This is a genomic window from Paraburkholderia franconis (assembly GCF_009362735.1).
In the GTDB taxonomy this organism is placed as follows: Bacteria; Pseudomonadota; Gammaproteobacteria; order Burkholderiales; family Burkholderiaceae; genus Paraburkholderia; species Paraburkholderia franconis.
Window position 1 is genome coordinate 1 of sequence record NZ_WHNP01000040.1, and the last position, 26,582, is coordinate 26,582.

A 26,582-nucleotide genomic window follows, 5' to 3' on the forward strand; every position below is an offset into this window, starting at 1 on the left:
CCTTTCAGGCACAAGGCGAGATCTCCCCAGGTAAGAACGCACTCCTTCATCGCACAACCGCCGCATCTACGCCACTTCGCCTTGATCACGGGAGCTTCGCGGTTACGTGCCCGCTCGCCCTGCTCGGCAGCGCCTTCTATACGGTTCTTGTCCATCGGCTCGCGATTTACGCTCCACGCTTCCTCCCCACACTCGGTCACCCTCATGCAGTTGCGCTTCACTTCATTTGCCGTGATCAGCTTATGGCGGGACTTCCACCCGCAGGAGTGCGCCCATGCTGGGCGCACACGAAAAAAGAAAAGCCGCCCGAGGGCGGCTTTTTCACATCCGGCTGACAGCCAACACTGCCAGCAAGCAAGACGGCGACGCTTACTGAATCTTCGCCTTCGAGCGCAGGTCCTCTTCGAACGCTTGCAGCTTTTCCTGCTGCATCTGCTGCATGATCTGCTTCTTCACCTGCTCGAACGGAGGCGGCGGCGTCTCGCGCACGTCGTCGACGCGGATGATGTGCCAGCCGAACTGCGTATGCACCGGCGTATCTGTCATCTGGCCTTTTTGCAGCTTCTGCGCGGCGTCGGCGAATTCCGGCACATAAGCCTTCGGGTCCGACCAGTCGAGGTCGCCGCCGTTCTTGCCCGAGCCCGGGTCCTTCGAGTACTGCTTCGCGAGGTCTTCGAAGCTCGCGCCGCCCTTGATCTTCGCGATCAGATCCTTCGCCTGCTGCTCGTTGTCGACGAGGATGTGGTGCAGGTGATATTCCTTGCCGCCGATCTGCTTGACCAGTTCGTCGTATTTCGCCTTCACTTCGGCGTCAGACGGCTGGTTCTGCTTCAGGTAGTTTTCGATCAGCGCACGCAGCACGACCGTCTGTTGCGCGACGGCGACCTGCGCCTTCACTTCGGGCTTCGACGGAATGCCTTCGCGGACCGCTTCCTGCATCAGGATTTCGCGGTTCACCAGTTCTTCGCGCACGGCCTGTTGCAGCTTCGGCGAATCCTGTTGACCCTGCTGCACGAGTTGCTGGATCAGCGCATCGGCACGCGACTTGGGAATCGGCGTGCCGTTTACGACGGCGATGTTCTGTGCGAATGCAGGCGCGGCCGCGCAAGCAGCCAGCAAGACCCAATAGCGGGTTTTTTTCAAGGTCATCGGAAGTTTCCTAACGGGACAGCAAATTGAATTCTTCTGGCGTGTAAGCCGTGATGGCGAGAGCGTGAATGCCGCGTTGCATGGCATCGGCCAGCGCATCATACACCATGCGATGCCGCGCCACGCGCGCCTTGCCGGCGAACGCGGCCGCCACGATCGTCACCGCGTAATGGCCGCCCGCCGACGCGCCGGCGTGGCCCGCATGCTGCGCGCTGTCGTCGCGCACGCTGATCGAATCGACGGGCGCGAGCGCGGCCGCGATGCGCGACTCGATCAGCGCGATGCGCTCGGCGGGGCTTGCGTGAAGAAAAACATCAGGGGAAACGTCGTCACTCATGTCACTCTTCCTTCATATACTTCGACAGCCACAGGCTCTGCCCGACAATGAACACGACAAGGCAGCCGGTAGCGCCGAACAGCTTGAAGTTGACCCACGCATCGGTGGAAAAGTTGTACGCGACGAACAGGTTGAGGATGCCGAGCAGCACGAAAAACACGGCCCACACGATATTCAGCTGACCCCACACGCGATGCGGCAACTGGATCTGCTTGCCCATCATCGCTTCGATCAGATTCTTGTTGAACGCGATCGCCGATACGACCAGCACGACCGAGAACGCCCAGTAGAGGACGGTCGGCTTCCACTTGATGAAAGTGTCGTTGTGCAGCACGAGCGTCGCACCGCCGAAAACGGTAACGACCCCAAGACTCACCCACAACATCGGGTCGACCTTGCGGTGACGGAACGCGACCCAGGCGATCTGCACCAGCGTGGCGGCGATCGCGACGGCCGTCGCCGTGAAAATGCCCCACACCTTGTATGCAACGAAGAACAGGATGATCGGGAACAGATCGAACAGGAATTTCATTATCGGGGTCGGGAGTTCGGGGAAGTTGGGCGCGTCATACGCGCAGTCTGTGATCGTTTCGGTGACGTGACGTGAATGGCGGCAAAGGCCAGCCCGGGCAGTCCGAAAAAAGCGTGCTGTCGATCTTGTCCGCGACTGCGTGCATCAGCCCGCGCTCGCACGCCCGCGGAAAAAAGCGGAGCGCGAGCGACGCTATCTGGGCTGGAATTGTAACGCAGGCCGCCTGATGCAGTCGCGCAAGCCGGCCATCACGACGAGCAGCTGACTTCCAGCGACGAAGCCCAATCGGGCGGCAGCCCGGCATACGCTTCATATTCGGGCTGCTCGTCGAACGGATGACGCAGCACGCTCGCAAGGCGCTCGACTTCGGAGAAGTCCTTCTCCCTGGCCTTCCGGATTGCCGTTTCGGCGAGGTGATTGCGCAGCACGTATTTCGGATTCACGCGGTTCATCGCTTCGGCGCGCGCGGCGTCGTCGCGCGTTTCGTGTGACAGGCGTGCGCGATAGTCGTTCGCCCATGCATCGAAAGCGGCGCGATCGAGAAACAGGTCGCGCACGGGCGCATCGCCGCTTGCATCGTGCTTCGACAGCTTCGACAGATTGCGGAACGTCAGCGTGAAGTCCGCGCGGTTCGCATGCATGATCTCGAACAGCTTGTTGACGAGCGCATCGTCATCTTCGCGTTCGGTTTCGAGGCCGACTTTCGCGCGCATCCGCGCTTCGAGCGCGGGCGCGAAACGCGTCTTGAAGCCTTCGAGCACGTGCTGCGCATCCTGCACCGCGCGCTCGCCGCGCTGCGCTTCGTCGTAACGTTCGCCGAACAGCGGCAGCAGACCTTGCGCGAGACAGAAGAGGTTCCAGTACGCGATCTGCGGCTGCATCCGGTACGCGTAGCGGCCCTGCGAATCCGAGTGATTGCAGATGTGATTCGCGTCGAAGCCGTCCATGAAGCCGAACGGACCATAGTCGATCGTGAGGCCGAGGATGGACATGTTGTCCGTGTTCATCACGCCATGGCAGAAGCCGACGGCCTGCCATTGCGCCATCAGGTCGGCCGTCGACAGCACGGCTTCGTTCAGCAGCGCGAGATACGGGTCTTCGGCTTGCCTGCACGACGGATAAAAACGGTCGATCACGTGATCGGTGAGCGAGCGCAACGCATCGACGCGATCGTTCGCGTAGAAATGCTCGAAATGCCCGAAGCGCACGAAGCTCGGCGACACGCGCGTGACCACGGCCGCCGTTTCCATTTCTTCGCGGCGCACGGGCTGATCGGAGCCGGTCACGCAGAGTGCGCGCGTGGTCGGAATACCGAGGTGATGCATCGCCTCGGAGCACAGATATTCGCGGATCGACGAGCGCAGCACCGCGCGGCCGTCGCCCATGCGCGAATAGGGCGTACGTCCGCCGCCTTTCAGTTGCAGCTCGAACCGTTCGCCCGCGTGCTCGACTTCACCGAGCGTGAGCGCACGGCCATCGCCGAGCTGACCGGCCCACACGCCGAACTGATGTCCCGAATACACCGATGCATACGGCAGCGAGTCGGACGGCCAGTCGCGCGTGGTGTTGCCCGAGAAGAACTCCGCGAAGCCCGGCGTGCCGGCGAGCGCGGAATCGAAGCCGAGCATGTCCGCGACATCGGGCGCGAAACCGACGACATACGGCGCGGGCAACGGCGCCGCGGGCAGTCGTGTCAGAAAGACGGTGCCGAGTGCCGCGAAGCTGCCTTCGCGCTGGTTGTCGATGCTGCCTGCCGCCGTCGACATGGGACCGGACAAGCCGGCGGATAGCCCTTCATTGCATGGGGAAAACGACATGTTGAGCGCCTCTTTATTAACCGATATTGTAATTGCGCGCCTGCCGCGCTGCAGGGCGCACGTCTGCGGCGCATATCGAATGCCTGGTCATTCGGCGGCGCGGTCGCGGTCACGCATTCGAACGAATACACAAACTGGGAGACACCCGCGTATGAAGACGCCGCTCTATGGACAGATGATGGACGTGCCGCTGACGGTCTCTTCGTTGCTCGCGCATGCATCACGCCACTTCGGCACGACCGAGATCGTGTCGAAGCGCATCGAGGGCGACGTGCATCGCTACACGTACCGCGACTGCGAGAAGCGTGCGAAGCAGCTTGCGCAGGCACTGATCGCGCTGGGCGTCGAAATGGGCGACCGGATCGGCACGCTCGCATGGAACGGCTACCGGCATCTGGAAACGTACTTTGGCACGACGGGCTTCGGCGCCGTGTGTCACACGATCAATCCGCGCCTCTTTCCCGATCAGATCGCGTGGATCATCAATCACGCGGATGACCGCTACGTGCTGTTCGACATCACGTTTGCGCCGCTCGTCGATGTGCTCGCGCCGCAATGTCCGAACGTGCGCGGCTGGATCGCGATGACGGACGAGGCGCACATGCCGCGCATGTCGACGGCCGCATCGAGCTACGAAGCGTTGCTCGCGCAGCACGACGGCGACTTCGACTGGCCGCTCATCGACGAACGTTGCGCATCCAACCTTTGCTATACGTCGGGCACGACGGGCAATCCGAAGGGCGCGCTTTACTCGCATCGCTCGACGGTGCTGCATGCGTTTGGCGCGTCGCTGCCGGATGCGATGGGCCTGTCCGCGCGCGATTGCGTGCTGCCCGTCGTGCCGATGTTCCATGTGAACGCATGGGGCATTCCGCACGCCGCACCGCTGACGGGCACGAAGCTCGTGTTTCCGGGCAAGGATCTGGACGGCAAGTCGCTGTATGAGCTGATGGAGGCCGAGCGCGTCACGTATTCGGCGGGCGTGCCGACCGTTTGGCTCGGACTGCTGAACCACGTGCGCGAAGCGGGCGTGCGGTTTTCGTCGCTGGAGCGTACGGTGATCGGCGGTTCCGCGTGTCCGCCCGCGATGCTCAGGATGTTCCAGGACACGTACGGCGTCGAGGTGATTCACGCGTGGGGCATGACGGAGATGTCGCCGCTCGGCACGCTGTCCAAGCTCACGTGGGAGCAGTCGCAGCGCTCGCCGGACGAGCAGCGCAAGCTGCGCGAGAAGCAGGGGCACGCGATGTACGGCGTCGACATGAAGATCGTCGGCGACGACGGCCGCGAACTGCCGTGGGATGGCGTCGCGTTCGGCGATCTGCACGTGCGCGGGCCGTGGGTGATCGACCGGTATTTCCGCAGCGATGCGTCGCCGCTCGTCGACGGCTGGTTCCCGACGGGCGACGTCGCGACCATCGACAAGGACAGCTTCCTGAACATCACCGATCGCAGCAAGGATGTGATCAAGTCGGGCGGCGAGTGGATCAGCTCGATCGACGTCGAGAACATCGCGATCGCGCATCCCGCCGTCGCGGAAGCGGCGTGTATCGCGTGCGCGCATCCGAAGTGGACGGAGCGCCCGCTGCTCGTCGTCGTGAAGCGCCCCGATGCCGACGTGACGCGCGACGAACTGCTCGCGTTCTACGAAGGCAAGATCGCGAAGTGGTGGATTCCCGATGATGTCGTGTTCGTCGACGAATTGCCGCACACGGCGACGGGCAAGCTGCAAAAGCTCAAGCTGCGCGAACGGTTTCGCGATCATGTGCTGCCGTCGGCGCTCGCAATCGAAAACTGCCCCTTCGACGACGAAGCGCACGCGAAAAGCGATCCGTCGTAGAACCGGGTTTACCCCCACTACAAAGGCACGTCGCGTGAATTGAACGAGCGTGCTTTTTTGTGTATCCTGCCTGCTATCGTTAAGGAACGTCAAAACGGCGGACAATGGTCCGCATGTTCCCATCATGGCCGCGTACCCGAATCGCGGCCGCATGGCATGGAGGCAGGCAGATGGCAGTGGACTACACGACACACGACGGCGTCGCCGTCATCACACTGAACAATCCCCCCGTCAACGGCCTCGGCCTGTCGACGCGCACGGGCATCATCGAGGGCATCGACCGCGCGCAGCACGATCCCGCCATCAAGGCGATCGTGCTGACGGGCGCGGGCAAGGCGTTCTCGGGCGGCGCCGACATCACCGAATTCAACACGCCCAAAGCGCTGCAGGAGCCGACGCTGATGACGGTCATCAAGGCCGTCGAAGGCAGCGCGAAGCCGGTCGTCGCCGCGATTCACAACGTCGCGATGGGCGGCGGGCTGGAACTCGCGCTCGGCGCGCATTATCGCGTTGCGGCGCCGGGCGCGCAGATCGCATTGCCCGAGGTGAAGCTCGGCATTCTGCCGGGCGCGGGCGGCACGCAGCGTCTGCCGCGCGCACTGGGACTGGAAGCGGCGCTCAACATGATCGTGTCGGGTACGCCTGTCATGTCGGAAAAGCTCGCGGGCACGGGCCTGTTCGATGAGCTGGTCGAAGGCGATCTGCTTGAAAACGCGCTCGCGTTTGCGCGCAAGGTCGGCGCGCAAAGCGGTCCGCATCCCAGGATTCGCGACCGCAAGATCGAGCATCCGAATGCGGCGGGCTTCATCCAGTTCGCGCGCAACAGCGTCGCGGCCGTCGCGAAGCAGTTCCCGGCGCCGCACAAGTGTATCGACGCGATCGAAGCGGGCGTGCTGAAGGGCTTCGAACAAGGCATGAAAGTCGAGCGCGAATGCTTTCTCGCGCTCGTGCAGACGCCGGAGAGCAAGGCGCTGCGTCACGCGTTCTTCGGCGAGCGCGCGGCGAGCAAGATTCCCGACGTGCCGTCCGATACGCCCGTGCGCGACATCAGGAAAGTGGCCGTGATCGGCGCGGGCACGATGGGCGGCGGCATCGCAATGAACTTCGTCAACGCGGGCCTGCCCGTGATGCTGCTCGAAACGAAACAGGAAGCGCTCGATCGTGGCGTCGCGACGATCCGCAAGAACTACGAGACGACCGTCAAGAAGGGCAAGCTGACGACGGAGGCGCTCGAAGAGCGCATGGCGCTGATCACGCCGACGCTATCGTATGACGATCTCAACGACGCCGATCTGATCATCGAAGCCGTGTTCGAAGAGCTCGGCGTGAAAGAGCAGGTGTTCGGACGTCTCGATGAAGTCGCGAAGCCGGGCGCGATCCTCGCGTCGAATACGTCGACGCTCGATCTGAACAAAATCGCTGCGTTCACGAAGCGTCCGCAGGACGTGGTCGGCATGCACTTCTTCAGCCCCGCGAACGTGATGAAGCTGCTCGAAGTGGTGCGCGGCAAGGAGACCGCGAAGGACGTGCTCGCCACTGTCATGAAGGTCGCGAAGAAAATCAAAAAGACGGCGGTCGTGTCGGGCGTGTGCGATGGCTTCATCGGCAACCGGATGATCGAGCAGTACATCCGTCAGGCGCTCTTCATGCTCGAAGAAGGCGCGTTGCCCGCGCAGGTCGACAAGGCGATCGAGAAATTCGGCTTCGCGATGGGCCCGTTCCGCATGAGCGATCTGGCGGGCAACGACATCGGCTGGGCGATTCGCAAGCGGCGTTATCAGGAACACCCGGAGATGCACTATTCGAAGATCGCCGACCGTCTGTGCGAGACGGGCCGCTTCGGGCAGAAGACGGGCGGCGGCTGGTACGACTACAAGGCGGGCGACCGCAACGCGTATCCGTCGAAGCAGATCGACGAGATGATCGTCGCGCATTCGAGGGAACTCGGCGTCGAGCGCCGCAAGATTTCCGACGATGAGATCGTCGAGCGCCTCGTGTTCGCGCTCGTCAACGAAGGCGCGAAGATTCTCGAGGAAGGCATCGCGTCGAAGGCGTCGGACATCGACATGGTCTATCTGACGGGCTACGGCTTCCCGGTGTGGCGCGGCGGTCCGATGCTCTACGCGGATACCGTCGGGCTCTACAACGTCGAGCGCGCGATCCGCCGTTATGCGGCGCAAGCGAACGGCGACGCCTGGCAGATTGCTCAGGGCATCGCCGAACGCGCGGCGCAAGGGCGCGGCTTTAACGGCTGAACGCGAACGGGCTGCTGACTGGATCGAAGCGCAGGGTCGAAGCAATGGCGTCAGCAACAGCGCGGAAGGAGCAGCGATGAAAAGTGCCAACGACGTTCTGCTCGTCGTCGACGTGCAGAACGACTTCATGCCGGGCGGCGCGCTCGCGGTCGCGCGCGGCGACGAAATCGTGCCGCTCGTGAACCGGCTCGCGCGCCGTTTCAGCCATATCGTGCTGACGCAGGACTGGCATCCGCCGTCGCATGTTTCGTTCGCGGCGAACCACGCGGGGCGCCAGCCGTTCGAGACGATCACGCTGCCGTACGGCGAGCAGGTGTTGTGGCCGACGCATTGCGTGCAGGACACGCCGGGCGCTGCGCTGCATGCGGACCTCGACATTCCGCATGCGCGCGCGGTGATCCGCAAGGGCCATCACGCCGACGTCGACAGCTATTCGGCGTTTCTCGAAGCGGACCGCACGACGCCGACGGGACTCGCCGGCTATCTGCGCGACACGGGCGTGACGCGCGTGTGGTGCTGCGGGCTCGCGACCGACTATTGCGTCGCGTGGTCCGCGCTCGACGCGCGCGCGGCGGGCTTCGAGGCCGCCGTCATCGAAGACGCGACCCGCGCGATCGATCTGAACGGTTCGCTGGACGACGCGTGGCGCGACATGCGCGCCGCGGGTGTCGAGCGCGTGCAATCGGCCGACGTGCTGGCCTGAGTTGTCCAGCGCGCAAAGCGAACCTCACACACTCTTTGGAAAGTTGGAGACGTAGATGACTGATGCCGTAATCGTATCGACTGCCCGCACGGGTCTTGCCAAATCGTGGCGCGGCGCGTTCAACATGACACATGGCGCGACGCTTGGCGGACATGTGACGAAGGCCGCCGTCGAGCGCGTGAAGATCGACCCGGCGCGCGTCGAGGACGTGATCATGGGCTGCGCGAACCCCGAAGGCGCGACGGGCTCGAACATCGCGCGGCAGATCGCGCTGCGCGCAGGCCTGCCCGTGACGGTGCCCGGCATGACGGTGAACCGCTTTTGCTCGTCGGGGCTGCAGACGATCGCATTGGCCGCGCAGCGCGTGATGGTCGGCGAGGGGGATGTGTTCGTCGCGGGCGGCGTCGAGTCGATCTCGTGCGTGCAGAACGAAATGAATCTGCACATGCTGCGCGAAGGCTGGCTGATGGAGCACAAGCCGGAGATCTACTGGCCGATGCTGCAGACGGCCGAAACCGTCGCGAAACGCTATTCGATTTCGAAGGAGCGTCAGGACGAATACGGCGTCCAGTCGCAGCAGCGCGCGGCGGCGGCACAGGAAGCAGGGCGCTTCAACGACGAGATCGTGCCGATGACGGTGCTCGCGGGCGTCGCCGACAAGGCGAGCGGGCGCATGTTCACGAAAGAAGTGACGATCGCCGCCGACGAAGGCATCCGCGCGGATACGACGCTCGAAGGCGTGTCGAAGATCCGCACGGCGGTGCCGGGCGGCGTGATCACCGCGGGTAATGCGAGCCAGTTTTCGGACGGCGCGTCGGCGTGCGTGGTGATGAACGCGAAGGTCGCGGAACGCGAAGGCCTGCAACCGTTGGGCATCTTCCGCGGCTTCGCGGTCGCGGGCTGCGAGCCGGACGAAATGGGCATCGGCCCTGTCTTCGCCGTGCCCAAACTGCTAAAACAGGCGGGACTCAAGGTCGACGATATCGGTCTGTGGGAACTGAACGAAGCGTTCGCCGTGCAGGTACTGTATTGCCGCGACAAGCTCGGTATTCCGAACGAACGCCTGAATGTCAACGGCGGCGCGATTGCCGTCGGGCATCCGTATGGCGTGTCGGGCGCGCGCCTGACGGGCCATGCGCTGATCGAAGGCAAGCGGCGCGGCGCGAAGTTCGTCGTGGTGACGATGTGCATCGGCGGAGGCCAGGGCGCGGCGGGATTGTTCGAAATCGCCTGATCGCGTTTGCATCGGCTGATGGGAAAGCCCGCGTGTGAAAGCACGCGGGCTTTTTTGTTGCCAACGTTTTTTGCTGGCGTCGATGGCGCTGCGATTCGTCCAACGTTCGTTCAGCGCGCGACGATGACAACGACGACGCGGAGCAGGCACAGGATTCGCTCGCGATCGTCAAAGCGCTGCCGGCTTAAACTGGTTCCACGATGCACAGGCGGGGATGGCTTCGGCCTGGCTTCGGCCATCGTCGAAGGCGGGTAGCGAAGTTCACCGCAGACAATGGCGTACGGGAACAGAGTAAGGCGCTAAGGCTCCAACTCTGATCTACAGGTTTGTATGGGATCGGAGTAGGCGCTGAAGCGCCAGTTCTGATCTACGGGTTTGCATCGGACCAGAGCCGGGGCTAAAGCGCCAACTCCGGTCGATAGCGTTGCATGGGACCGGAGTAGGCGCTAAAGCGCCAACTCCGGTCGACACAGGAGGGAATCATGCGAATGCGGGTTGCTTGCGTCGCCGTTGTGGAGGCGGTGGCGCTCTCGGTCGCGACGGGTGCTGCGTCGGCGCAATCGCAGGCTTACACGAACGAGCCCGTCTATCTTTACGCGGGACCGGCGCAGGACTATCCCGTCGTCGCGCAACTGCCATCGGGACAGCCCGTGACCGTCTACGGCTGCGTGAGCGGCTATACGTGGTGCGATGTCGAAATTGCAGACGCGCGTGGCTGGGTCTACGGCGGCTATCTGACGTATGCGTATCAGGGCAGCAGTGTCCCTATCATGAACTACGGCGCAGTCATCGGTTTGCCCCTCGTCACCTTCTCGCTGGGGACGTACTGGGGCCATTACTATCGCGAGCGCCCGTGGTATCCGGACCGTTCGCGCTGGGAGCATCATCCACCGCCGCCACACCGGCCGCCGCCTCCGCCGCAGGGCGCAAACCGGCCTCCGCCGTCATCGCCGAATCAGCCACCACCGTCCGGGCAAGGTCCGCGGCCGCCTGGCGCCGAACACGGACATCGGGCGGGGCCACCGCAAGGTGGCCCGCCGCCGCCGATGCAGGGCGGTGGACCGCGACCGGGGCAGCCTCAGATGCAGGGCGGTGGACCACAACCGGGGCAACCTCAGATGCAGGGCGGTGGACCTCGGCCGCAACAGCCGCCGATGCAGGGCGGAGGTCCAGCGGGACCGCCGCCCGCTCAGGGGGGTGGACATCCACCGGGGCCGCCGCCTGCCCAAGGTGGTGGACGTCCGCCGGGGCCGCCGCCCGGTCAGGCGGTGGCGCGTCCATCCGGTCCGCCACCGGGGCAAGGGGAACACAATGCGCCGAGGCCGACAGGCACGACGCCGGGACAAGGCCCGTCCACGTCGAATCACTGAGCCTCTCGCGTCGACGAAGCGTACTCACCGGCCGCAAATCCCGGCGCGTTCACGCCGCCCGATCAACGGCGAACGCGCCGCACATGACGTCAGCCGCAATCAGTGGTCGAGCGACACCCGCCGTAACCGCTACAGCCCGCTCATATTGCCCATCGGCAGCGACAGCGTGCCCTGATCGATGAAGCGCGTACCGCCCGTGATGCCGCCCGCCAGGCGTCCCCGCAGCACGTAGGGCAGGTTGCCCGTCTGCGCGCTGTCGGCGAACGCGAACGCCTGGCGCACGGCGGCGAATGCGGGCACCGTCAGCGGCACGCTGATCACTGTTTCTCCGAAACGCGGCACCGTGCCGGCCTCATCGCTGACGCCGCTCGCGAACGGCTTGCCGTTGAGATCGAGTTCGACGGAAACCCCGTTGTAGTCGATCGGTGTGTCATTCGGGTTCTGCACGCGCAGTTTCAGACTGAAGCGCATTTCCATGCCCTGGCCCGCGAGCGGCTCGATGCCGGCGACGTTCACGCGCAACGGATCGTGGCCGAACATGCCCGCGCAGCCGGCCACCGACAGCATCGCGACGACGAAGAACAACACGCGAAGGGAGCGCCAGATGCGCTGAATGGCCATGGTCATGCACCTCGTCAAGCAAGCACGCGAAACGGCGTGCATCGGATGAATTCTAGCGGAGCGCACGACTGACGGCGCGCCCCTGCAACCACAACGGCGCGTGCAACGGCCAGTGAAGCGGCGAGCGATACAACGTGCCCGGTGCTCCCGCTTTTCCGATTGCCGCCGCGATGAGACAATCGCGCCGCCCGTCGCGCCGCCCGTCGCGCGCCGACCTGTTTCGTGCCGGGGGCGGCGCCCGTGAACGATGCCATCACCGCGCGTTTCGCCATGCCGCCCGGCTCATCTCGATTGCAACGAATCGCATGAAACCAAAAATGGAAACCATCGTCCTCGCCGCCGATCTCGCCGGCACGTTCATCTTCGCGATCGAGGGCGCGGTGGCGGCGATGCACAGCGGCCTCGATCTGCTCGGCGTGATGGTGATCGCGTTCGTCGCATCGCTGGGCGGCGGCGTGACGCGCGATCTGCTGATCGGCGCGAGCCCGCCGAATGCGATTCGCGACTGGCGCTATCCGGCGCTGACCTTCGTCGCCGGCCTGCTCACTTTCGTCTTTCATTCCGACGCCGAAGGCTTTCCCGCGTTCTGGCTCATGGTGCTCGACGCAGCGGGGCTGGCGCTGTTCGCCGTCGCGGGCGTCGAGAAGGCGATCCTGTTCGGAATCCGGCCGTTCGTGGCGGCGCTGATGGGCGCGGTGACGGGCGTCGGCGGCGGTGTGATCAGGGACGTGCTGCTCGCGCGCATCCCGTCCGTGCTCGTCGCCGATATCTACGCGACAGCGGCGTTCTTCGGCGCGGTTGTCGTGTTGATCGCGCGCCGCCTGGGGCTGTCCCCCGCGATGGCGGGCGTGATGGGTGGCGTCGCGTGTTTCGGCCTGCGCGTTGTCGCGGCCACGCATGGATGGCATCTGCCGCGCGCGATGATCTGAGCGCCGTCTGTACGACCGATACGAATCGCAGGCGTCAAAAGTCGACGTCAACAGTAGACGTCAAGCGTCGGCGTGTTCGGCGGCGCAACGCCCGCGCATCGGTCGATGACCTTGGGCGCCGCGCCTTCTTGCTGTCGTGTCGCGCGCCTACTTCAATCCGCCGACGATTCGCTCCATCTCGTCTTCGCCGAACGCGCGCAGCGTCGCCGTGCGGACGTTGCCTAGCGCAGCGAGCGCGAGGCCGAGGCGGGTCGTGGTTTCGTCGTCGGGCGAATCGAACGAGATCACCAGGTCGTACGCGCCAAGCGTCCAGTTCACGGTGCCAATCGTTACGCCCATCGCCTTGCTGGTTTCGCGGAATGCGCGCGCCCGGTTGACCGTGTCTTTCGCAGTGCGCACGCCCTGATCGGTCCAGTTGGCGAGCATGATGTAAGTAGCCATGTTGTCCTCGTGATGGGAAAGTGAAACTGCCGCGCGTGTGCCGTGACATCGTTCGCGACGGACGAACGAACGAACGCGGCACAGCGCGCGGGCCGTTTTCTATGCGTGCATAAAGACGCAAAGAGAAAGGAAGACAAGGCGGCCGCAGTACGAGAGGACGGGCGCTCGGGAGAGGAATGGCCGCGGATCGTTGACGCCCGGTTTCGCGTTGCGCGCTGCTTTCGACTACTGTGCGACTGCATTGCGGATGCCGCGCACGGCCGGGCTGACTGCCAGAAAAGTATAGGCGACGCGGTGCGTCCGAAAGAGCTGATTGAAAGCGCCGAGGTGCTTTTGTCCTATGCCGTGCAGCCCGATCCATGCACGCGCACAGTGCGGGTATCATCTGACGACGCGTCTTTGATGCAAGGCATGCCGGGCATGCGCAGCCAGCGCACAGTCAACAGCAAAGGTGATCTCCTTGATTCGTCATATCGTGATGTGGAAGCTCAAAGCGGCAGAGGGCGCGACGCGCGCACAGAACGCGCTGCTGCTGAAGGAAAAACTGGAGGCATGCCGCGATGCCGTGCCGGGCATCGTGCGTCTCGATGTAGGCATCGCGACGCCTGGTCTCGACTCGACCTGCGACGTCGTGCTTGTCTGCGACTTCACCGACAAGGCGGCCCTCGATGCCTATCAGGTTCATCCCGCGCACCAGCTCGTGAAGGCCTTTCTTGCGCCCATCCGCGAATCGCGCGAGGCCGTCGACTACGAAATCTGAATACCGATGACCCATCAACCCAATCACATGGTGATCGAGAGCCCATTCATCGATCATCTCGGCGCGCAACTCGTGTCGGCAACGGACGGCGCGAGCGAAGTCGTGCTGACATTGCGCCCCGAGCATCTGAACACATGGGCTGTCGCGCACGGCGGCATCACGATGACGCTCGCCGATTGCGCGCTGGCGATGGCCGCGCGCAGTCTCGCGGCAGACGGCATCGGCGTCGTGACCGTCGAAATGAAAGTGAACTTCATGCAGCCCGGCAGCAGCGAGTTGCGCGCGACGGCCCGCGTGCTGCACCGCTCGACCACGATGGCCTATTGCGAAGGCGAGATTCGCGACAGCGAAGGCCACTTCGTCGCGAAGGCGCTCGGCACGTTCAAGTACATGCGGCGGCTCGCCGTCGGCCGCGAGGTCAGGCAGCAGCGGCTGCGCAGCGATCCGTCCGCGAGACCCGGCCCCAGCGACGGCTGAACGCGAGGGCCGGCGCTTTCATCGATGACCGAACAATTTACGGAGACAACTGTCATGGCCAAAGTCAATCGTCAGATCCTCCTCGTGTCGCGTCCGCAGGGCGCAGCATCCGCGGACAATTTCAAGCTCGTCGAAACGCCGCTCGCGCCGCTCGGCGACGGCGAAGTGCGCGTGCGCAATCACTACCTGTCGCTCGATCCGTACATGCGTGGCCGCATGAACGACGCGAAGTCATACGCGCCGCCGCAGCCGTTGAACGAAGTGATGATCGGCGGCACGGTGGGCGAAGTGGTCGAGTCGAAGAACGCGGCGTTCAAGGCCGGCGACAAGGTGGTCGGCACGTTCGGCTGGCAGGAGTTCGGCACGTCCGACGGCAAGGGTTTGCAGAAGGTCGATGACACGCACGTGCCGACGGCGGCGACGGCCTCGACGCGACGCTCGCGCGGATGAACGCGTTCGGCCGCATCGCGCTGTGCGGCTATATCGCCGGTTATGACGGCGAGCCGGTGCCGCTCAAGCATCCGTCGTTGATCCTCACGCAGCGTCTGCTCGTGCAGGGTTTCGTCATCACCGAACACCTGGACGTGTGGCCCGCTGCGCTGAAGGAGCTCGGCACGCTCGTCGCGCAAAAGAAGCTGCACTATCGCGAGTCGATCGCGCACGGTCTGGAGAACGCGCCCGAAGCGTTTCTCGGCATGCTCAAGGGGCGCAACTTCGGCAAGCAGCTTGTCAAGCTGATTTGAGCGGGCGGGCGTCGTCAGATAGTTATTGTGCGCAATGGGTCCACTAAGGGAGTCTGCATGTTCCAGTTCGACGGCAAGGTCGCCGTGATCACCGGCGCGGCGAGCGGCTTTGGCCGCGCGTTCGCCGAAAAGGGCGCGTCGCTCGGCATGAAGCTCGTGCTCGCGGATGTCGATGCGGGCGCGCTCGCGCAAACGGTCGACGCGCTGCGCGCGTCGGGCGCCGAAGTCGTCGGCGTGCCCACGGACGTCTCCGATGGCGCGCAGGTTCAGGCGCTGGCCGATGCCGCGCTTGCGGCCTTCGGCAAGGTCCATCTGCTCTTCAACAATGCGGGCGTCGGCGCGGGCGGCTTCCTGTGGGAAAGCTCGGCGAACGACTGGGCCTGGGTGTTCGGCGTCAACGTGATGGGCGTCGCACATGGCGTGCGCGTGTTCACACCGATCATGCTCGCGCAGAACGAGCCCGCGCATATCATCAATACGGCGTCGGTGGCGGGCTTGCTGTCGCCGCCGTCGATGGGCATCTACAACGCGTCGAAACACGCGGTCGTGTCGCTGACGGAGACGCTCTATCACGATCTGCAGAACGCGGGCGGCGAGGTCGGTTGCTCGCTGCTGTGTCCTGCGTTCGTGCCGACGGGCATTGCGGACGCCGAGCGCTCGCGTCCCGAGTCGCTGCGCAACGGCGCGCAACCGACGCGCTCGCAACTCGCCGCCGACAAGCAGCTACAGCGCGCCGTGCATTCCGGCAAGCTGAGCGCGGCGGATGTCGCGAGCCTGACGTTCGACGCGATCGCCGAGCGGCGCTTCTATATCCTCACGCATCCCGCCATTCTCGCGACCGTGCGGCTGCGCCACGAGGATATCGAGCAGCAGCGTAATCCGACCGATCCGCTGTCGCTGAAGCCCGAGGTCAAGGAAGCCCGTTAGCGCGCGTGCCCGACACGAGTGACGTGAGCGCTTCGTGGCATCACGTGGCATCATACGGCGCTCACTCAACCGACGGGCGCTCATGCGCCGCCGACCGAACATGCCGTTGAACCCGAAGATCGAGCAGGTGCTCGACATGATCGCGCGTGCGAAGCGCCCCGCGTATCACGATCTGACCGCGCAGGAAGCGCGTGCGTCTTACGAAAAGAGCGCGCCGATACTCGAAGTGCCCGCCGCGCCGATGTTTTCCGTCGAAGACATCGACGTGCCGATGCGCGATAGCCTGACGATCCGTGTGCGTCTCTATCATCCCGCCGAGCCGCAGTGGGCGAACCCCGCGCCCGCGCTGGTCTACTATCACGGCGGCGGCTTCACGGTCGGCAGCGTGAACACGCACGATGCGATCTGCCGGATGTTCGCGCGCGACGCGCAGTGCGTCGTGATGTCGGTCGATTACCGGCTCGCGCCCGAGCACAAGTTTCCGACGGCCGTCGACGATGCATTCGACGCGCTCAAGTGGCTGCATGAGAACGCGGCGCTCTATGGCATCGACGCACGCCGCATCGCCGTCGGCGGCGATAGCGCGGGCGGCACGATCGCCACCGTCTGCGCCGTGCTCGCGCGAGACGCGGATATTGAGCTCGCGCTCCAACTGCTGATCTATCCGGGCACGACGGGCCATCAACAGACCGATTCGCACGAACGTCTCTCGGACGGCTACCTGCTGTCCGGGGACACGATTCAATGGTTCTTCGAGCAATACGTGCGCAACGACGACGATCGCCACGACTGGCGTTTCGCGCCGCTCGACGGCACGCGCGGCGCGCCCGATTTTCATCGCGTGGCGCCCGCGTGGATTGCGACGGCCGAATACGATCCGCTGAGCGATGAAGGCGAAGCCTATGCGCACAAGCTGCGCGAGGCGGGCAATGCCGTCGCTTTCAAATGCTATGCCGGCATGATCCACGAGTTCTTCAAGATGGGCGGCTACGTGCCCGACGTCGCCCTCGCGCACGCGGACGCCGCGGCGGCATTGCGCGCCGCGTTCGGCGTCGAATAGGGCGCGTGCTCTGTGGCGACGCTTTGCGTCACGCGATGTCGAACGTGAAGCAGCGCTCGTAATCGCCGGGGCGCACGACGCGGTGCGAACCGTTGTCGTCACTGCGTTCGAGCGCCGACACGCTGAGGCGCCCGTCCTGCGCAAGCACTCGCAGCGCCGTGGTGCCTCGCGTGCCGTAGTCGGGCGTATCGATGAAGGCCGCCGACAGCGCGCGTTCGCGCTCGAGCGAAATGCCCGTCGCCGGCAGTTCGTCGTCGCGCGCGACGCGCGGATCGCGCATCAGGCCGACCAGCGTCGCGAGCGGCGCGCGCGCGTCGCCGGCGAGCACCTGCGCGAGTTCGGCGCGCTTGTGCGCGAGCTTCGGCCACGGCGTGTCCAGCACCGCATTCGAGATGCCGTGCGTGCCCAGCGCGAGCAGCGTCGGCGCGGCGGGCGAGCGGTTGCAGTACCAGGCGAGCTCGCGCCGCTTCCAGTCGCCCACCAGCAGATTGAAGCCGTTATACATGTCGCCGTCTTGCGCGACTTGCAGCAGATAGTCGAGCGGCGGCGTGCCGCGTTCGATGCCGTGGCCGTTCGACAGCCAGTTGCTGACCAGCGTGCCGCGCGTCGGCGCGTCGGCGCGCATTTCGCTCGGCGCGCGATAGTTGGTGAGCGCGGCGAAGCGTCCGTCGCGCGTCATCCCGAGCCATGTGCCGCCGCCGACGAGATCGCGTCCCGCGAGCAGGTTGGGCGCGTCGTCCCACCAGTGCATCGGCTCGGCCGTGCGCTTCAGGAATTCGTCGCGATTCGCGGCGAGCGTGAACAGCGGACCGTCGGACGCATCGGGGCGCCAGTCGAACACGATCAGACACATCGGAAAAGGTCTACGTAACGAGAATGCGTGAACACGGCGGGAACACGCCGCGCCCGAACAAAAGGCGCGGCGCGCGGGGCATGCAGGTGTTGTTGTCGCTCAGATCTCCGCCGGCAGCGCGTATGGCAACGGCAGGAAAGCGAGCGCCGGACCGTCCGCCGAGCCCAGATGCACGGTGCCGTTTTCGAGCGCGGCGAGCTTGATCTCGACGAGCGCATCGACGCCGCCGTCGGGCGCCGCCGCCGTGTTGACGAGCATTCCGCACGGCTGGCCCGGATCGTCCGAATGGAACAGCTCGGCGCCCGGCACGACGCATTCCGTTTCGCCCGCGACGTTCGCGAGCGCCATGCGCCGCTTGATCGTGCCGCGATACTGGCTGCGCGCGACCACTTCCTGGCCTGGATAGCAGCCCTTGCGGAAATTGACGCCGCCGAGCACGTCGAAGTTGACCATCTGCGGGACGAACTGCTCGGTCACGCGCTGCGTGATGCGCGGCTCGCCGGCGCGGATATCGAGCCAGTCCCACACGGCAGGCGACACGCGCGTGAGTTTCGCTTCGAGCGCGGGCAGGCGCGCTTCGACTTCGGCAATCGGGCCGACCCACACGTAGCGCAGCCGTCCCGCCGCATCCGGCACGCGCACGAGCGAGCCCGCCGGGCCGTCGACCTTCACGTGCACGCCGTCGGGAATCGCGTCGAACACGCCGGAGAGCGCGGCGCGCACGTCACCGGCGAGGCCGATCACGAGCGTGTCGTCCGTCGCGTCGGACAGCTTCGCTTTCGCGCGCAGCACGAACATCGACAGACGCTTTTGCACGGCGGCCTGCACGTCCTTCGACACCAGCATCCGGATCGACTCGCCGCTGCACCACATGAGCAACGACGCGAGCAGGCGGCCCTTCGGCGAACAGTAGCCGGCGAGGCGCGCGGTGGCGGCGTCGAGATGCTGTGTGTCGTTGGTGAGCTGCGAATGCAGGAAGGAGGCCGCGTCGTCGCCCTTCGTATCGATCACGCCGAACTGCGGCAACGGCATGAAAGCGCCGCGCAAGAGCACGGCGTCGAACTCGTCGCGCGCGGGTCGCGGGAACGCAGGAAGCGAAACGGAAGCGGGGACAGCGGTGCCGGGTGCTGCGAGCGGAGCGTTCATGGATTCGGAGAACAGTCAAATCTGACTTTGGCAGAGGCAAGCAAGTATTATATTGGCTTCACTCCAGCCATGTTTCGCATGACCTTTTTGAAGAAATGTCTCATCGCTTGCGTCGTGCTCGCGATGCTGACCGTCGCCGCGGCCTTCGGCGCGTATCACTGGGCCACGACACCCGTCCAACTCGCCACCCCGCAACTCGACGTCACGATCAAACCGCACAGCAGCCTGCGCAGCGTTACGGCGCAGCTCAACAGGGGCGGTGTGCCCGTCGAGCCTGAGCTTTTCGTCATCATGACGCGCGTGCTCGGCCTGCAGACGGCGCTCAAATCGGGCAACTACGAATTCAAGCAGGGCATCACGCCGTATGAGGTGCTGCAGAAAATCGCGCGCGGCGACGTCAACGAGTACGTCGCGACGATCATCGAAGGCTGGACGTTCAGGCACATGCGCTCGGAACTCGATTCGAATCCGGCGCTGAAGCACGACACGGCGACCATGTCCGATGCCGACATCCTGAAAGCGATCGGCGCGCCGGAAACGCCGACGGGCGTGGGCGAAGGGCTGTTCTTCCCCGATACCTACCTGTTCGACAAGGACACGAGCGATCTCGACGTCTATCGCCGCGCGTACCGGCTGATGAAGCTGCGCATCGACGAGGCGTGGGCCGGGCGCGCGCCGGGCCTGCCGTACAAGACGCCGTATGAGGCGCTGACGATGGCGTCGATCGTCGAAAAGGAAACGGGCAAGGCCTCCGACCGGGCGATGGTCGCGGGCGTGTTCGCGAACCGTCTGCGCGCGGGCATGCCGCTGCAGACCGACCCGACCGTCATCTACGGAATGGGCGACAGCTACACGGGGCATCTGCGCAAAAAGGATCTGCAGACGGACACTCCCTACAATACCTACACGCGGATGGGCCTGCCGCCTTCGCCGATCGCGCTGCCGGGCGTCGCGTCGCTACAGGCCGCGCTCAATCCCGCGCCGACCAGCGCGCTGTATTTCGTCTCGCGCGGTGACGGCAGCAGCATTTTTTCTGACACGCTCGGCGATCACAACAAGGCCGTCGACAAATACATTCGAGGGCAATGATGGCGCGGGGCAAATTCATCACGTTCGAGGGCATCGACGGCGCGGGCAAGACCACGCATTTAGGGTGGTTCCGCGACAGGCTCGAGCAGAAGGTGGCGACGACGGGCCGTTCCGTCGTCGTGACGCGCGAGCCGGGCGGCACGAAGCTCGGCGAAACGCTGCGCGACATCCTGCTGCATCAGCCGATGGATCTCGAAACCGAGGCGCTGCTGATGTTCGCGGCGCGCCGCGAGCATCTCGCCCAGGTGATCGAGCCGGCGCTGGCGCGCGGCGACTGGGTGCTGTCTGACCGCTTTACCGATGCGACGTTCGCCTATCAGGGCGGCGGGCGCGGCCTGCCGCGCGACAAGCTGGAGACGCTCGAACGCTGGGTGCAGGGCGGTTTCCAGCCGGATCTGACGGTGCTGTTCGACGTGCCGCCCGATACAGCCAGCGAACGCCGCAGCGCGGCGCGCGCGCCAGACCGTTTCGAGAGCGAATCGGACGCGTTCTTTACCCGCACGCGCGCCGAATATCTGCGCCGCGCCGAGGAAGCGCCTTATCGATTCGCTATCATCGACTCGACGCGCAGTATCGCCGATATTCAGAGGCAACTTCAGAAATTGATTACGTCGCTTTGATTTTAAAGCGTTATAAGCATTGCGTATGGTCGGCCTTAATGCTCGGCCAATACATGAAATAGTCTCTACAACTTATTGAATCAAAAAACAAACAATGATTTATCCGTGGCAAACCGACGACTGGAACCGCCTGCAGCAGCTGCGCGCCCACTGGCCGCATGCGTTGCTGCTCCATGGGCAGGCCGGAATCGGCAAGTTGCGCTTTGCCCAGCATCTTGCGCAGGGGCGGCTGTGCGAATCGGCGTTGCCGAACGGCGAGCCGTGCGGCAAGTGCGCGGCGTGCAACTGGTTCAGCCAGGGCAATCATCCGGACTACCGGATCGTGCTGCCCGAGGCCTTGGCCGCCGAAGCGGGGTTCGTCAACGCCGCAGCCGATGAAAAAGCGGAGAAAGCCGACAAGGCCGACGTCGACGACGGCGGCAAGAAAACACGCGCGCCGAGCAAGGAAATCAAGATCGAGCAGGTGCGGGCGCTGCTGGACTTTTGCGGCGTCGGCTCGCATCGCGGCGGCATGCGCGTCGTCGTGCTGTATCCCGCCGAGGCGCTGAATGTCGCCGCCGCCAATGCGCTGCTCAAGACGCTCGAAGAGCCGCCTGCGGGCGTCGTGTTCCTGATGGTGTCGGCGCGCATCGACCGTCTGCTGCCGACCATCATCAGCCGCTGCCGTCAATGGCCGATGACGACGCCTTCGCCCGAAGCCGCCACGGCCTGGCTCGCGGCGCAGGGCATCGACGATGCGCCGGGCCTGCTCGCGGAAGTAGGCGGCGCGCCGCTCACGGCGCTCGCGCTGGCCAGCGACGAAAACCGGCCGCTGCGCGACTGGACGCTGAAGCAACTGGCGGCCGGTCCGGACTGCGATGCTTTCGCCTGCGGCGAGACGCTGCAGAAGCTGCCTGTGCCGCTCGTGCTCGGCTGGCTGCAGCGCTGGATGTACGACCTGCTCGCGCAGTCCACGGCGGGCACGCCGCGCTATTTTCCGGCGGCTGCGTCGGCGCTCGCGCGTTGCGCGTCGCTGGCCGATGCGCACGCATTCGCGCGTTTCATGCGGACGGTCACGCGGCAGCGCGCCGTCGAAAACCATCCGCTCAACGCGCGGCTCGTGTTTGAGGAACTGTTTCTCGGCTATCGCGACCTGTTCGCGTAGCCCACGCAGAGCGGCGCGCGCCTGCCGTTTCACCGTGCTTCCCGTCCCATTTCATTGAACGATATCGACATGACCTTTCAGTACCGCGACGCCTCGCTCGACGATCTGCCCGAAATCGTCGCCATTTACAACTCGACCGTGCCGTCGCGGCAGGTCACGGCCGATCTGGAGCCCGTCAGCATCGACAGCCGCCGCGCGTGGTTCGATGCGCACGGCCCCGAGAAGCGTCCACTGTGGGTGGTCGAAGACGAGGGGCGCATCATCGGATGGCTGAGTTTTTCTGATTTCTACGGCCGTCCGGCCTATCAGCGTACGGCCGAAGTCAGCATCTATCTGCACGAAGCGGCACGCGGCAAGGGCTTGGGCAAGAAACTGCTTGCGGCTTCGCTGGAGGCGGCGCCGAAGCTTGGCATCGATACGGTGCTCGGTTTCGTGTTCGGCCACAATGAGCCGAGCGTGCGGCTTTTCCAATCGTTCGGCTTTACCGCCTGGGGCACGCTGCCGCGCGTCGCGGTGCTGGATGGCGTCGAGCGCGATCTCGTCATTCTCGGCAAGCGTCTGGACGGTTCACATTAAGGGCGCTCTGACTCGCCATCGGATTTTTCGCAGGACTTCACCATGTTTGTCGATTCGCATTGCCACATCAACTTCGAGGGACTCGGCGACCGCCTGCCTCAAGTGCTGGAGAACATGCGTTCGCATGCCGTGACGCATGCGCTGTGCGTATCCGTCGATTTCGAAACGCTGCCGTCCGTGCTGGACATCGCGAGCGCGTATGACAACGTGTACGCGTCGGTCGGCGTGCATCCCGATCACGAGGACGCGCGCGAGCCGACCGTCGCCGAACTGGTCGAGCTGGCGCAGCATCCGAAGGTGGTCGCGATTGGCGAGACGGGGCTCGACTACTACCGGCTCGAAGGCCGCTCGATCGACGACATGGAGTGGCAGCGCGAGCGTTTTCGCGTGCACATCCGCGCCGCGCATCGGACGGGCAAGCCGCTGATCATCCATACGCGCGCGTCGTCAGCGGACACGCTGCGGATCATGGCCGAGGAGCGCGCGAGCGAGCCGGGCGGCGTGATGCACTGCTTCACCGAGCCGTGGGCCGTCGCCGAGCAGGCGCTCGCGCAGAATTTCTACATTTCGCTGTCGGGCATCGTCACGTTCAAGAATGCAACCGACGTGCAGGAGGTCGCGCGCCGCGTACCGCTCGATCGATTGCTGATCGAAACCGACTCGCCGTACCTCGCGCCCGTGCCGTATCGCGGCAAGCCGAATGAACCTGCGTACGTGAGCTATGTCGGACGCTTCATCGCGCAGCAACGCGAGATGCCGGACGAAGCGCTCGCCGCTGCGACGACCGAGAACTTCTTCCGCCTGTTCAAGATTCCGGCGCCGGCAGGTGCTTGAGTTGAAAAATTAGCAATATCAATAGGATAGGAATTTTTCCTAAAGTAAAGCATGAAGAAATATATGATCGAGGGCCATAACGGCATGCCTTTCCGTCCGACCATCGCTCGCGCCGTCGGCCTGCGCCGACGTTTCGCGGCAGTGTCGCTGGCGGCGGGTGTCGCGTTCGCGACGCTCGGCGCGCTGCCCGCGCATGCGGCGTCCACCGACACGTTGATCAAGGCCGTCAAGTTTGACGACGTGAAGGAAGTGAAGAAGCAACTGGCGAACGGCATGGACCCGAACATGGCCGACAACCAGGGCATGCCGCTTCTGGTGATCGCCGCGCGCGAGAAGTCGGACAAGGTGGTCGCCGCGCTGATGGACAATCCGAAAACGGACGTCGAGATTCTCGACAAGGCGGGCGAAAACGCGATGATGATGGCCGCGCTGAACGGCGACATCAATATCGTGAAGCTGCTGATCGCGAAGGACGCCGAGGTCAACAAGAAGGGCTGGGCGCCGCTGCACTACGCGGCGGCGAACGGCCACGACGACATCGTCAAGCTGCTGCTCGATCACGACGCATATATCGACGCGGGTTCGCCGAACGGCACGACGCCGCTGATGATGGCCGCGCGCGGCGGTCACGTGTCGACCGTCAAGCTGCTGCTCGACGGCGGTGCGGACCTGAACGTGAAGAACCAGATCGGCCTGACGGCGCTCGACTTCGCGAAGCAGTACAAGGAGCCGGACGTCGTCGAGGGGCTGACGGCGCGCATGCAGAAGACGCAGAAACAGGCGCCCGCCGGCGCGCCTGCAACGCCGCAAAACAGTGCAAAATAGCGGCTTCGGCGCGAGTCACCACGCGCGCGAATTGCAGCCATGTCTGTTTGGCGGCAAAGACAGCCGGGCACCGTCCACGTTGCCGGGCTCATACGAGGAAGGAAAAAAACATGCTGCGGGTTTTGATTTGCGCCGGCGCGCTCGCTGTGCCGTTGACGGCCGCCGCGTTCACGGGGGGCGACCTCAACAAGCTGTGCACGAAGACGGACGTTGCATCCCGTAGCGCGTGCGCGGCGTACATCGAAGGGGCCGCGGACGGCGTCTTCAACACGATCGATGCTATCGGCGGGACGACGGGCCCGCGCGTCGGCCAGTACTTCTGCCTGCCGCCGGACGCGCGCTCGCAGCAACTGACGGACGCCGTGCGCAAATACATCGCCGACAATCCGAACGTCGCGGGCTACAACGCGAGCACGGCCGTCTCGCTCGGGCTCGGCAAGGCGTTCCCCTGCAAGTCGGGTAGCTGATCGGCAGCGGGCGTCGCGCCCGCTGCGTCCGTCCGCGCCACATTCCGACGCGCGCCGTGTTGCATGCACGGCGCGCGTTTTTGCGCTTGCGGCGCGTATGCTTTATTTCCCATTTCGTTCGGCATCTACGCTTCATTTCTGAGTGCTTTGCCGCCGCGTCTTTCGTTGCCGACGCGCGCCTCCTCTCTTCATCGTTGTGTTTTCTCGCGGATCTGCGGCAGCGCCGATGTGGCCGGTCTTTTTGCCTATGCCTTCCGGATGTGGACAAGTGTGCAACTGATTCGGTGCAACCGCGGTCGAACCAACACTGAACAACGCGCGCCGGCCACGACGACCGGCCGCCTCAACGAAAGTGGAGGGACAGCAACATGGGCCGACTGATCGTCGTGTCGAATCGCGTGGCAACGCCGACGGAAACCAAGGGCTCCGCGGGCGGGCTGGCCGTCGGCGTATTCGGCGCGCTGAAGGACACGGGCGGGGTGTGGTTCGGATGGAGCGGCGACGTCGTCAGCGAAACGGTCGCCAATGCCGGGCCGACACTCGAAGTGGACGGCCCCGTGACGTTCGCCACCACAGGGCTCACGCGCAAGGACTACGACCAGTACTATCGCGGCTTTTCGAATGCGACGCTGTGGCCCGTCTTCCACTACCGCAACGACCTCGCGCGCTACGAGCGCGACGAGTACGCGGGCTACCGGCGCGTCAACGCATGGCTCGCACACAAGCTGATCAGGCTGCTCCAGCCCGACGACATCATCTGGGTCCACGACTATCACCTGATTCCATTCGCCGAAGCGCTGCGATCCGAAGGCGTGTCGAACCGCATCGGATTCTTCCTGCATATTCCGTTTCCATCGCCGCAGATTCTGCTCAACATTCCGCCGCACGAAGAACTGGTGAAGTCACTGTGCTGCTACGACCTGTTGGGCTTCCAGACTCAAAACGACGAGCTTGCGTTTCACGACTATCTGTCCAGGCACGCGCGCGGCACCGTATCGGACGATGGGCAGGTGGAAGCGTTCGGCCGCAAGCTGCGCACGGGTGTGTACCGGATCGGCGTGTTCCCCGATGAAATCGCCGAGCAGGCGAAGCGGTACGAGAGCCGTCAGCATGTGCTCGATCTGAAGCAGAGCCTCGAAGGGCGCAAGCTGATCATGAGCGTCGACCGGCTCGACTATTCGAAAGGGCTCGTCGAGCGATTTCGCGCGTTCGAAGCGTTGCTGGAACGTTCGCCTGAGTGGCGCGGCAATGTCTCGCTCGTCCAGATCGCGCCGCCGACGCGTTCCGACGTCACGACATACCAGGACATTCGTCAGCAACTCGAATATGAAGCAGGGCGTATCAACGGAAAATACTCAGGCCTTGACTACACGCCCATCCGTTATCTGAACCAGCAATACGACCGCTGGAAACTGATGTCGCTGTTCCGCGAATCGCAGGTCGGTTTCGTCACACCGCTGCACGACGGGATGAATCTCGTCGCGAAAGAGTACGTGGCCGCGCAGAATCCGGACGATCCGGGCGTGCTGGTGCTCTCGATGTTCGCGGGCGCGGCGGCGGAACTGAAGGGCGCGCTGATCGTGAATCCGCACGATTCGATCGGCATGTGCGAAGCGTTGCAGCAGGCGCTCGCGATGCCGCTCGCGGAGCGCCAGCAGCGCCACGAAACGGACATGGAAGCATTGCGCAAGAACGATCTCGGCGTGTGGCGCGACTCGTTCCTGCGCGATCTGCGCAACGTGCCGGCGCCCGCTGAGTTTCCCGAGAGCTGGTCATCGGCGAGACAGGCGAGGGATACGTGATTCGTCGACAGAATTCATTCGCGATCCCGAT

At 64.5% G+C, this 26,582-nt stretch carries 26 protein-coding genes and 1 pseudogene; 19 read left to right on the plus strand and 8 right to left on the minus strand.

Translation table 11 applies throughout. The features are described 5' to 3' along the window. Positions 1–369: 369 nt before the first annotated feature. The 4 genes from GCT13_RS31250 to GCT13_RS31265 all read right to left on the minus strand — a co-directional run bounded on the left by GCT13_RS31250 (position 370) and on the right by GCT13_RS31265 (position 3,835). Positions 370–1,149 (minus strand): peptidylprolyl isomerase, encoded by a 780-nt coding sequence (locus tag GCT13_RS31250; protein ID WP_152764743.1) that lies wholly within the window; start codon positions 1,147–1,149, stop codon positions 370–372. A gap of 10 nt (positions 1,150–1,159) precedes the next feature. Next, positions 1,160–1,486 (minus strand): BolA family protein, encoded by a 327-nt coding sequence (locus GCT13_RS31255; RefSeq protein WP_152764746.1) that lies wholly within the window; start codon positions 1,484–1,486, stop codon positions 1,160–1,162. 1 nt (position 1,487) lies between these two features. Next, positions 1,488–2,018, minus strand: coding sequence for a septation protein A (locus tag GCT13_RS31260; RefSeq protein ID WP_090862268.1), 531 nt, complete (start codon positions 2,016–2,018; stop codon positions 1,488–1,490). Between the two features lie 248 nt (positions 2,019–2,266). Continuing rightward, a complete protein-coding gene (locus GCT13_RS31265; protein WP_152764748.1) occupies positions 2,267–3,835 on the minus strand; it encodes a protein adenylyltransferase SelO in 1,569 nt (522 codons plus the stop codon). Between the two features lie 151 nt (positions 3,836–3,986). Between GCT13_RS31265 and GCT13_RS31270 the strand changes: the two genes are divergently transcribed. The 5 genes from GCT13_RS31270 (at position 3,987) to GCT13_RS31290 (ending at position 11,237) form a co-directional block, all read left to right on the plus strand. After that, positions 3,987–5,675, plus strand: coding sequence for a 3-(methylthio)propionyl-CoA ligase (locus tag GCT13_RS31270; protein ID WP_152764750.1), 1,689 nt, complete (start codon positions 3,987–3,989; stop codon positions 5,673–5,675). Between the two features lie 170 nt (positions 5,676–5,845). Then, positions 5,846–7,930, plus strand: coding sequence for a 3-hydroxyacyl-CoA dehydrogenase NAD-binding domain-containing protein (locus GCT13_RS31275; protein WP_152764752.1), 2,085 nt, complete (start codon positions 5,846–5,848; stop codon positions 7,928–7,930). 76 nt (positions 7,931–8,006) lie between these two features. Further along, positions 8,007–8,633, plus strand: coding sequence for a bifunctional nicotinamidase/pyrazinamidase (gene pncA / locus GCT13_RS31280; protein ID WP_152764754.1), 627 nt, complete (start codon positions 8,007–8,009; stop codon positions 8,631–8,633). Positions 8,634–8,688: 55 nt separating this feature from the next. After that, positions 8,689–9,867: an acetyl-CoA C-acyltransferase gene (locus GCT13_RS31285; protein WP_152764756.1), complete on the plus strand. Its 1,179-nt coding sequence runs from the start codon at positions 8,689–8,691 to the stop codon at positions 9,865–9,867. A gap of 482 nt (positions 9,868–10,349) precedes the next feature. Then, positions 10,350–11,237: an SH3 domain-containing protein gene (locus GCT13_RS31290; RefSeq protein WP_152764758.1), complete on the plus strand. Its 888-nt coding sequence runs from the start codon at positions 10,350–10,352 to the stop codon at positions 11,235–11,237. Between the two features lie 129 nt (positions 11,238–11,366). Here GCT13_RS31290 and GCT13_RS31295 read toward each other — a convergent pair whose 3' ends face one another. Then, positions 11,367–11,804: an LEA type 2 family protein gene (locus tag GCT13_RS31295; RefSeq protein ID WP_407670887.1), complete on the minus strand. Its 438-nt coding sequence runs from the start codon at positions 11,802–11,804 to the stop codon at positions 11,367–11,369. A 359-nt stretch (positions 11,805–12,163) separates the two neighbouring features. On the opposite strand from GCT13_RS31295, the gene GCT13_RS31300 reads away from it, so the two are divergent. Then, positions 12,164–12,787 (plus strand): trimeric intracellular cation channel family protein, encoded by a 624-nt coding sequence (locus GCT13_RS31300; RefSeq protein WP_152764760.1) that lies wholly within the window; start codon positions 12,164–12,166, stop codon positions 12,785–12,787. A 147-nt stretch (positions 12,788–12,934) separates the two neighbouring features. Here GCT13_RS31300 and GCT13_RS31305 read toward each other — a convergent pair whose 3' ends face one another. After that, positions 12,935–13,228 (minus strand): GYD domain-containing protein, encoded by a 294-nt coding sequence (locus tag GCT13_RS31305; protein WP_152764762.1) that lies wholly within the window; start codon positions 13,226–13,228, stop codon positions 12,935–12,937. Positions 13,229–13,688: 460 nt separating this feature from the next. On the opposite strand from GCT13_RS31305, the gene GCT13_RS31310 reads away from it, so the two are divergent. From GCT13_RS31310 to GCT13_RS31330, 5 genes and pseudogenes are all read left to right on the plus strand, one after another. After that, positions 13,689–13,988: a Dabb family protein gene (locus tag GCT13_RS31310; protein WP_152764764.1), complete on the plus strand. Its 300-nt coding sequence runs from the start codon at positions 13,689–13,691 to the stop codon at positions 13,986–13,988. A gap of 6 nt (positions 13,989–13,994) precedes the next feature. Continuing rightward, positions 13,995–14,465 (plus strand): PaaI family thioesterase, encoded by a 471-nt coding sequence (locus GCT13_RS31315; RefSeq protein ID WP_152764766.1) that lies wholly within the window; start codon positions 13,995–13,997, stop codon positions 14,463–14,465. A gap of 54 nt (positions 14,466–14,519) precedes the next feature. Beyond that, positions 14,520–15,208, plus strand: a pseudogene (locus GCT13_RS31320) (hypothetical protein). A gap of 57 nt (positions 15,209–15,265) precedes the next feature. Continuing rightward, on the plus strand, positions 15,266–16,135 hold the full coding sequence (locus tag GCT13_RS31325; RefSeq protein WP_152764768.1) for an SDR family oxidoreductase: 870 nt from the start codon (positions 15,266–15,268) through the stop codon (positions 16,133–16,135). Between the two features lie 100 nt (positions 16,136–16,235). Next, entirely contained in the window at positions 16,236–17,195 is a 960-nt protein-coding gene (locus GCT13_RS31330; RefSeq protein WP_152764849.1) for an alpha/beta hydrolase, read from the plus strand. Between the two features lie 28 nt (positions 17,196–17,223). Here the strand turns inward: GCT13_RS31330 and GCT13_RS31335 are convergent, their stop codons facing one another. Next, on the minus strand, positions 17,224–18,048 hold the full coding sequence (locus GCT13_RS31335; RefSeq protein WP_152764770.1) for an NRDE family protein: 825 nt from the start codon (positions 18,046–18,048) through the stop codon (positions 17,224–17,226). A gap of 99 nt (positions 18,049–18,147) precedes the next feature. Next, a complete protein-coding gene (gene ygfZ, locus GCT13_RS31340) occupies positions 18,148–19,194 on the minus strand; it encodes a CAF17-like 4Fe-4S cluster assembly/insertion protein YgfZ (protein WP_152764772.1) in 1,047 nt (348 codons plus the stop codon). Between the two features lie 78 nt (positions 19,195–19,272). Between ygfZ and mltG the strand changes: the two genes are divergently transcribed. From mltG to otsA, 8 genes are all read left to right on the plus strand, one after another. After that, positions 19,273–20,283: an endolytic transglycosylase MltG gene (gene mltG / locus GCT13_RS31345; protein ID WP_152764774.1), complete on the plus strand. Its 1,011-nt coding sequence runs from the start codon at positions 19,273–19,275 to the stop codon at positions 20,281–20,283. Then, positions 20,283–20,903 (plus strand): dTMP kinase, encoded by a 621-nt coding sequence (gene tmk, locus GCT13_RS31350; RefSeq protein WP_152764776.1) that lies wholly within the window; start codon positions 20,283–20,285, stop codon positions 20,901–20,903. Before mltG ends, tmk begins: the two co-directional genes overlap by 1 nt. A 94-nt stretch (positions 20,904–20,997) precedes the next feature. Continuing rightward, entirely contained in the window at positions 20,998–22,047 is a 1,050-nt protein-coding gene (locus GCT13_RS31355) for a DNA polymerase III subunit delta' (RefSeq protein ID WP_152764778.1), read from the plus strand. A gap of 69 nt (positions 22,048–22,116) precedes the next feature. Further along, positions 22,117–22,623 carry a GNAT family N-acetyltransferase gene (locus tag GCT13_RS31360; protein ID WP_152764780.1) on the plus strand — a complete coding sequence of 169 codons (507 nt, stop codon included), beginning with the start codon at positions 22,117–22,119 and terminating at the stop codon, positions 22,621–22,623. A 42-nt stretch (positions 22,624–22,665) separates the two neighbouring features. After that, positions 22,666–23,457: a TatD family hydrolase gene (locus GCT13_RS31365; RefSeq protein ID WP_152764782.1), complete on the plus strand. Its 792-nt coding sequence runs from the start codon at positions 22,666–22,668 to the stop codon at positions 23,455–23,457. 51 nt (positions 23,458–23,508) lie between these two features. Next, on the plus strand, positions 23,509–24,282 hold the full coding sequence (locus tag GCT13_RS31370; protein ID WP_152764784.1) for an ankyrin repeat domain-containing protein: 774 nt from the start codon (positions 23,509–23,511) through the stop codon (positions 24,280–24,282). Positions 24,283–24,392: 110 nt separating this feature from the next. Next, entirely contained in the window at positions 24,393–24,749 is a 357-nt protein-coding gene (locus GCT13_RS31375) for a Rap1a/Tai family immunity protein (RefSeq protein WP_090862326.1), read from the plus strand. Between the two features lie 368 nt (positions 24,750–25,117). Next, positions 25,118–26,551 carry an alpha,alpha-trehalose-phosphate synthase (UDP-forming) gene (otsA, locus tag GCT13_RS31380; protein ID WP_152764786.1) on the plus strand — a complete coding sequence of 478 codons (1,434 nt, stop codon included), beginning with the start codon at positions 25,118–25,120 and terminating at the stop codon, positions 26,549–26,551. Positions 26,552–26,582 lie beyond the last annotated feature (31 nt).

Bases quoted from the DNA above. Each gene is read 5' to 3' on its own strand.
- GCT13_RS31360 (WP_152764780.1), top strand. From the start codon at position 22,117: ATGACCTTTCAGTACCGCGACGCCTCGCTCGACGATCTGCCCGAAATC.
- GCT13_RS31375 (WP_090862326.1), top strand. From the start codon at position 24,393: ATGCTGCGGGTTTTGATTTGCGCCGGCGCGCTCGCTGTGCCGTTGACG.
- GCT13_RS31315 (WP_152764766.1), top strand. From the start codon at position 13,995: ATGACCCATCAACCCAATCACATGGTGATCGAGAGCCCATTCATCGAT.
- GCT13_RS31330 (WP_152764849.1), top strand. From the start codon at position 16,236: ATGCCGTTGAACCCGAAGATCGAGCAGGTGCTCGACATGATCGCGCGT.
- GCT13_RS31275 (WP_152764752.1), top strand. From the start codon at position 5,846: ATGGCAGTGGACTACACGACACACGACGGCGTCGCCGTCATCACACTG.
- mltG (WP_152764774.1), top strand. From the start codon at position 19,273: ATGACCTTTTTGAAGAAATGTCTCATCGCTTGCGTCGTGCTCGCGATG.
- GCT13_RS31290 (WP_152764758.1), top strand. From the start codon at position 10,350: ATGCGAATGCGGGTTGCTTGCGTCGCCGTTGTGGAGGCGGTGGCGCTC.
- pncA (WP_152764754.1), top strand. From the start codon at position 8,007: ATGAAAAGTGCCAACGACGTTCTGCTCGTCGTCGACGTGCAGAACGAC.
- GCT13_RS31260 (WP_090862268.1), bottom strand. From the start codon at position 2,018: ATGAAATTCCTGTTCGATCTGTTCCCGATCATCCTGTTCTTCGTTGCA.
- GCT13_RS31355 (WP_152764778.1), top strand. From the start codon at position 20,998: ATGATTTATCCGTGGCAAACCGACGACTGGAACCGCCTGCAGCAGCTG.
- GCT13_RS31270 (WP_152764750.1), top strand. From the start codon at position 3,987: ATGAAGACGCCGCTCTATGGACAGATGATGGACGTGCCGCTGACGGTC.
- GCT13_RS31295 (WP_407670887.1), bottom strand. From the start codon at position 11,804: ATGCTGTCGGTGGCCGGCTGCGCGGGCATGTTCGGCCACGATCCGTTG.
- otsA (WP_152764786.1), top strand. From the start codon at position 25,118: ATGGGCCGACTGATCGTCGTGTCGAATCGCGTGGCAACGCCGACGGAA.
- ygfZ (WP_152764772.1), bottom strand. From the start codon at position 19,194: ATGAACGCTCCGCTCGCAGCACCCGGCACCGCTGTCCCCGCTTCCGTT.
- GCT13_RS31370 (WP_152764784.1), top strand. From the start codon at position 23,509: ATGAAGAAATATATGATCGAGGGCCATAACGGCATGCCTTTCCGTCCG.
- GCT13_RS31305 (WP_152764762.1), bottom strand. From the start codon at position 13,228: ATGGCTACTTACATCATGCTCGCCAACTGGACCGATCAGGGCGTGCGC.
- GCT13_RS31325 (WP_152764768.1), top strand. From the start codon at position 15,266: ATGTTCCAGTTCGACGGCAAGGTCGCCGTGATCACCGGCGCGGCGAGC.
- GCT13_RS31300 (WP_152764760.1), top strand. From the start codon at position 12,164: ATGAAACCAAAAATGGAAACCATCGTCCTCGCCGCCGATCTCGCCGGC.
- GCT13_RS31265 (WP_152764748.1), bottom strand. From the start codon at position 3,835: ATGTCGTTTTCCCCATGCAATGAAGGGCTATCCGCCGGCTTGTCCGGT.
- tmk (WP_152764776.1), top strand. From the start codon at position 20,283: ATGGCGCGGGGCAAATTCATCACGTTCGAGGGCATCGACGGCGCGGGC.
- GCT13_RS31335 (WP_152764770.1), bottom strand. From the start codon at position 18,048: ATGTGTCTGATCGTGTTCGACTGGCGCCCCGATGCGTCCGACGGTCCG.
- GCT13_RS31250 (WP_152764743.1), bottom strand. From the start codon at position 1,149: ATGACCTTGAAAAAAACCCGCTATTGGGTCTTGCTGGCTGCTTGCGCG.
- GCT13_RS31255 (WP_152764746.1), bottom strand. From the start codon at position 1,486: ATGAGTGACGACGTTTCCCCTGATGTTTTTCTTCACGCAAGCCCCGCC.
- GCT13_RS31365 (WP_152764782.1), top strand. From the start codon at position 22,666: ATGTTTGTCGATTCGCATTGCCACATCAACTTCGAGGGACTCGGCGAC.
- GCT13_RS31285 (WP_152764756.1), top strand. From the start codon at position 8,689: ATGACTGATGCCGTAATCGTATCGACTGCCCGCACGGGTCTTGCCAAA.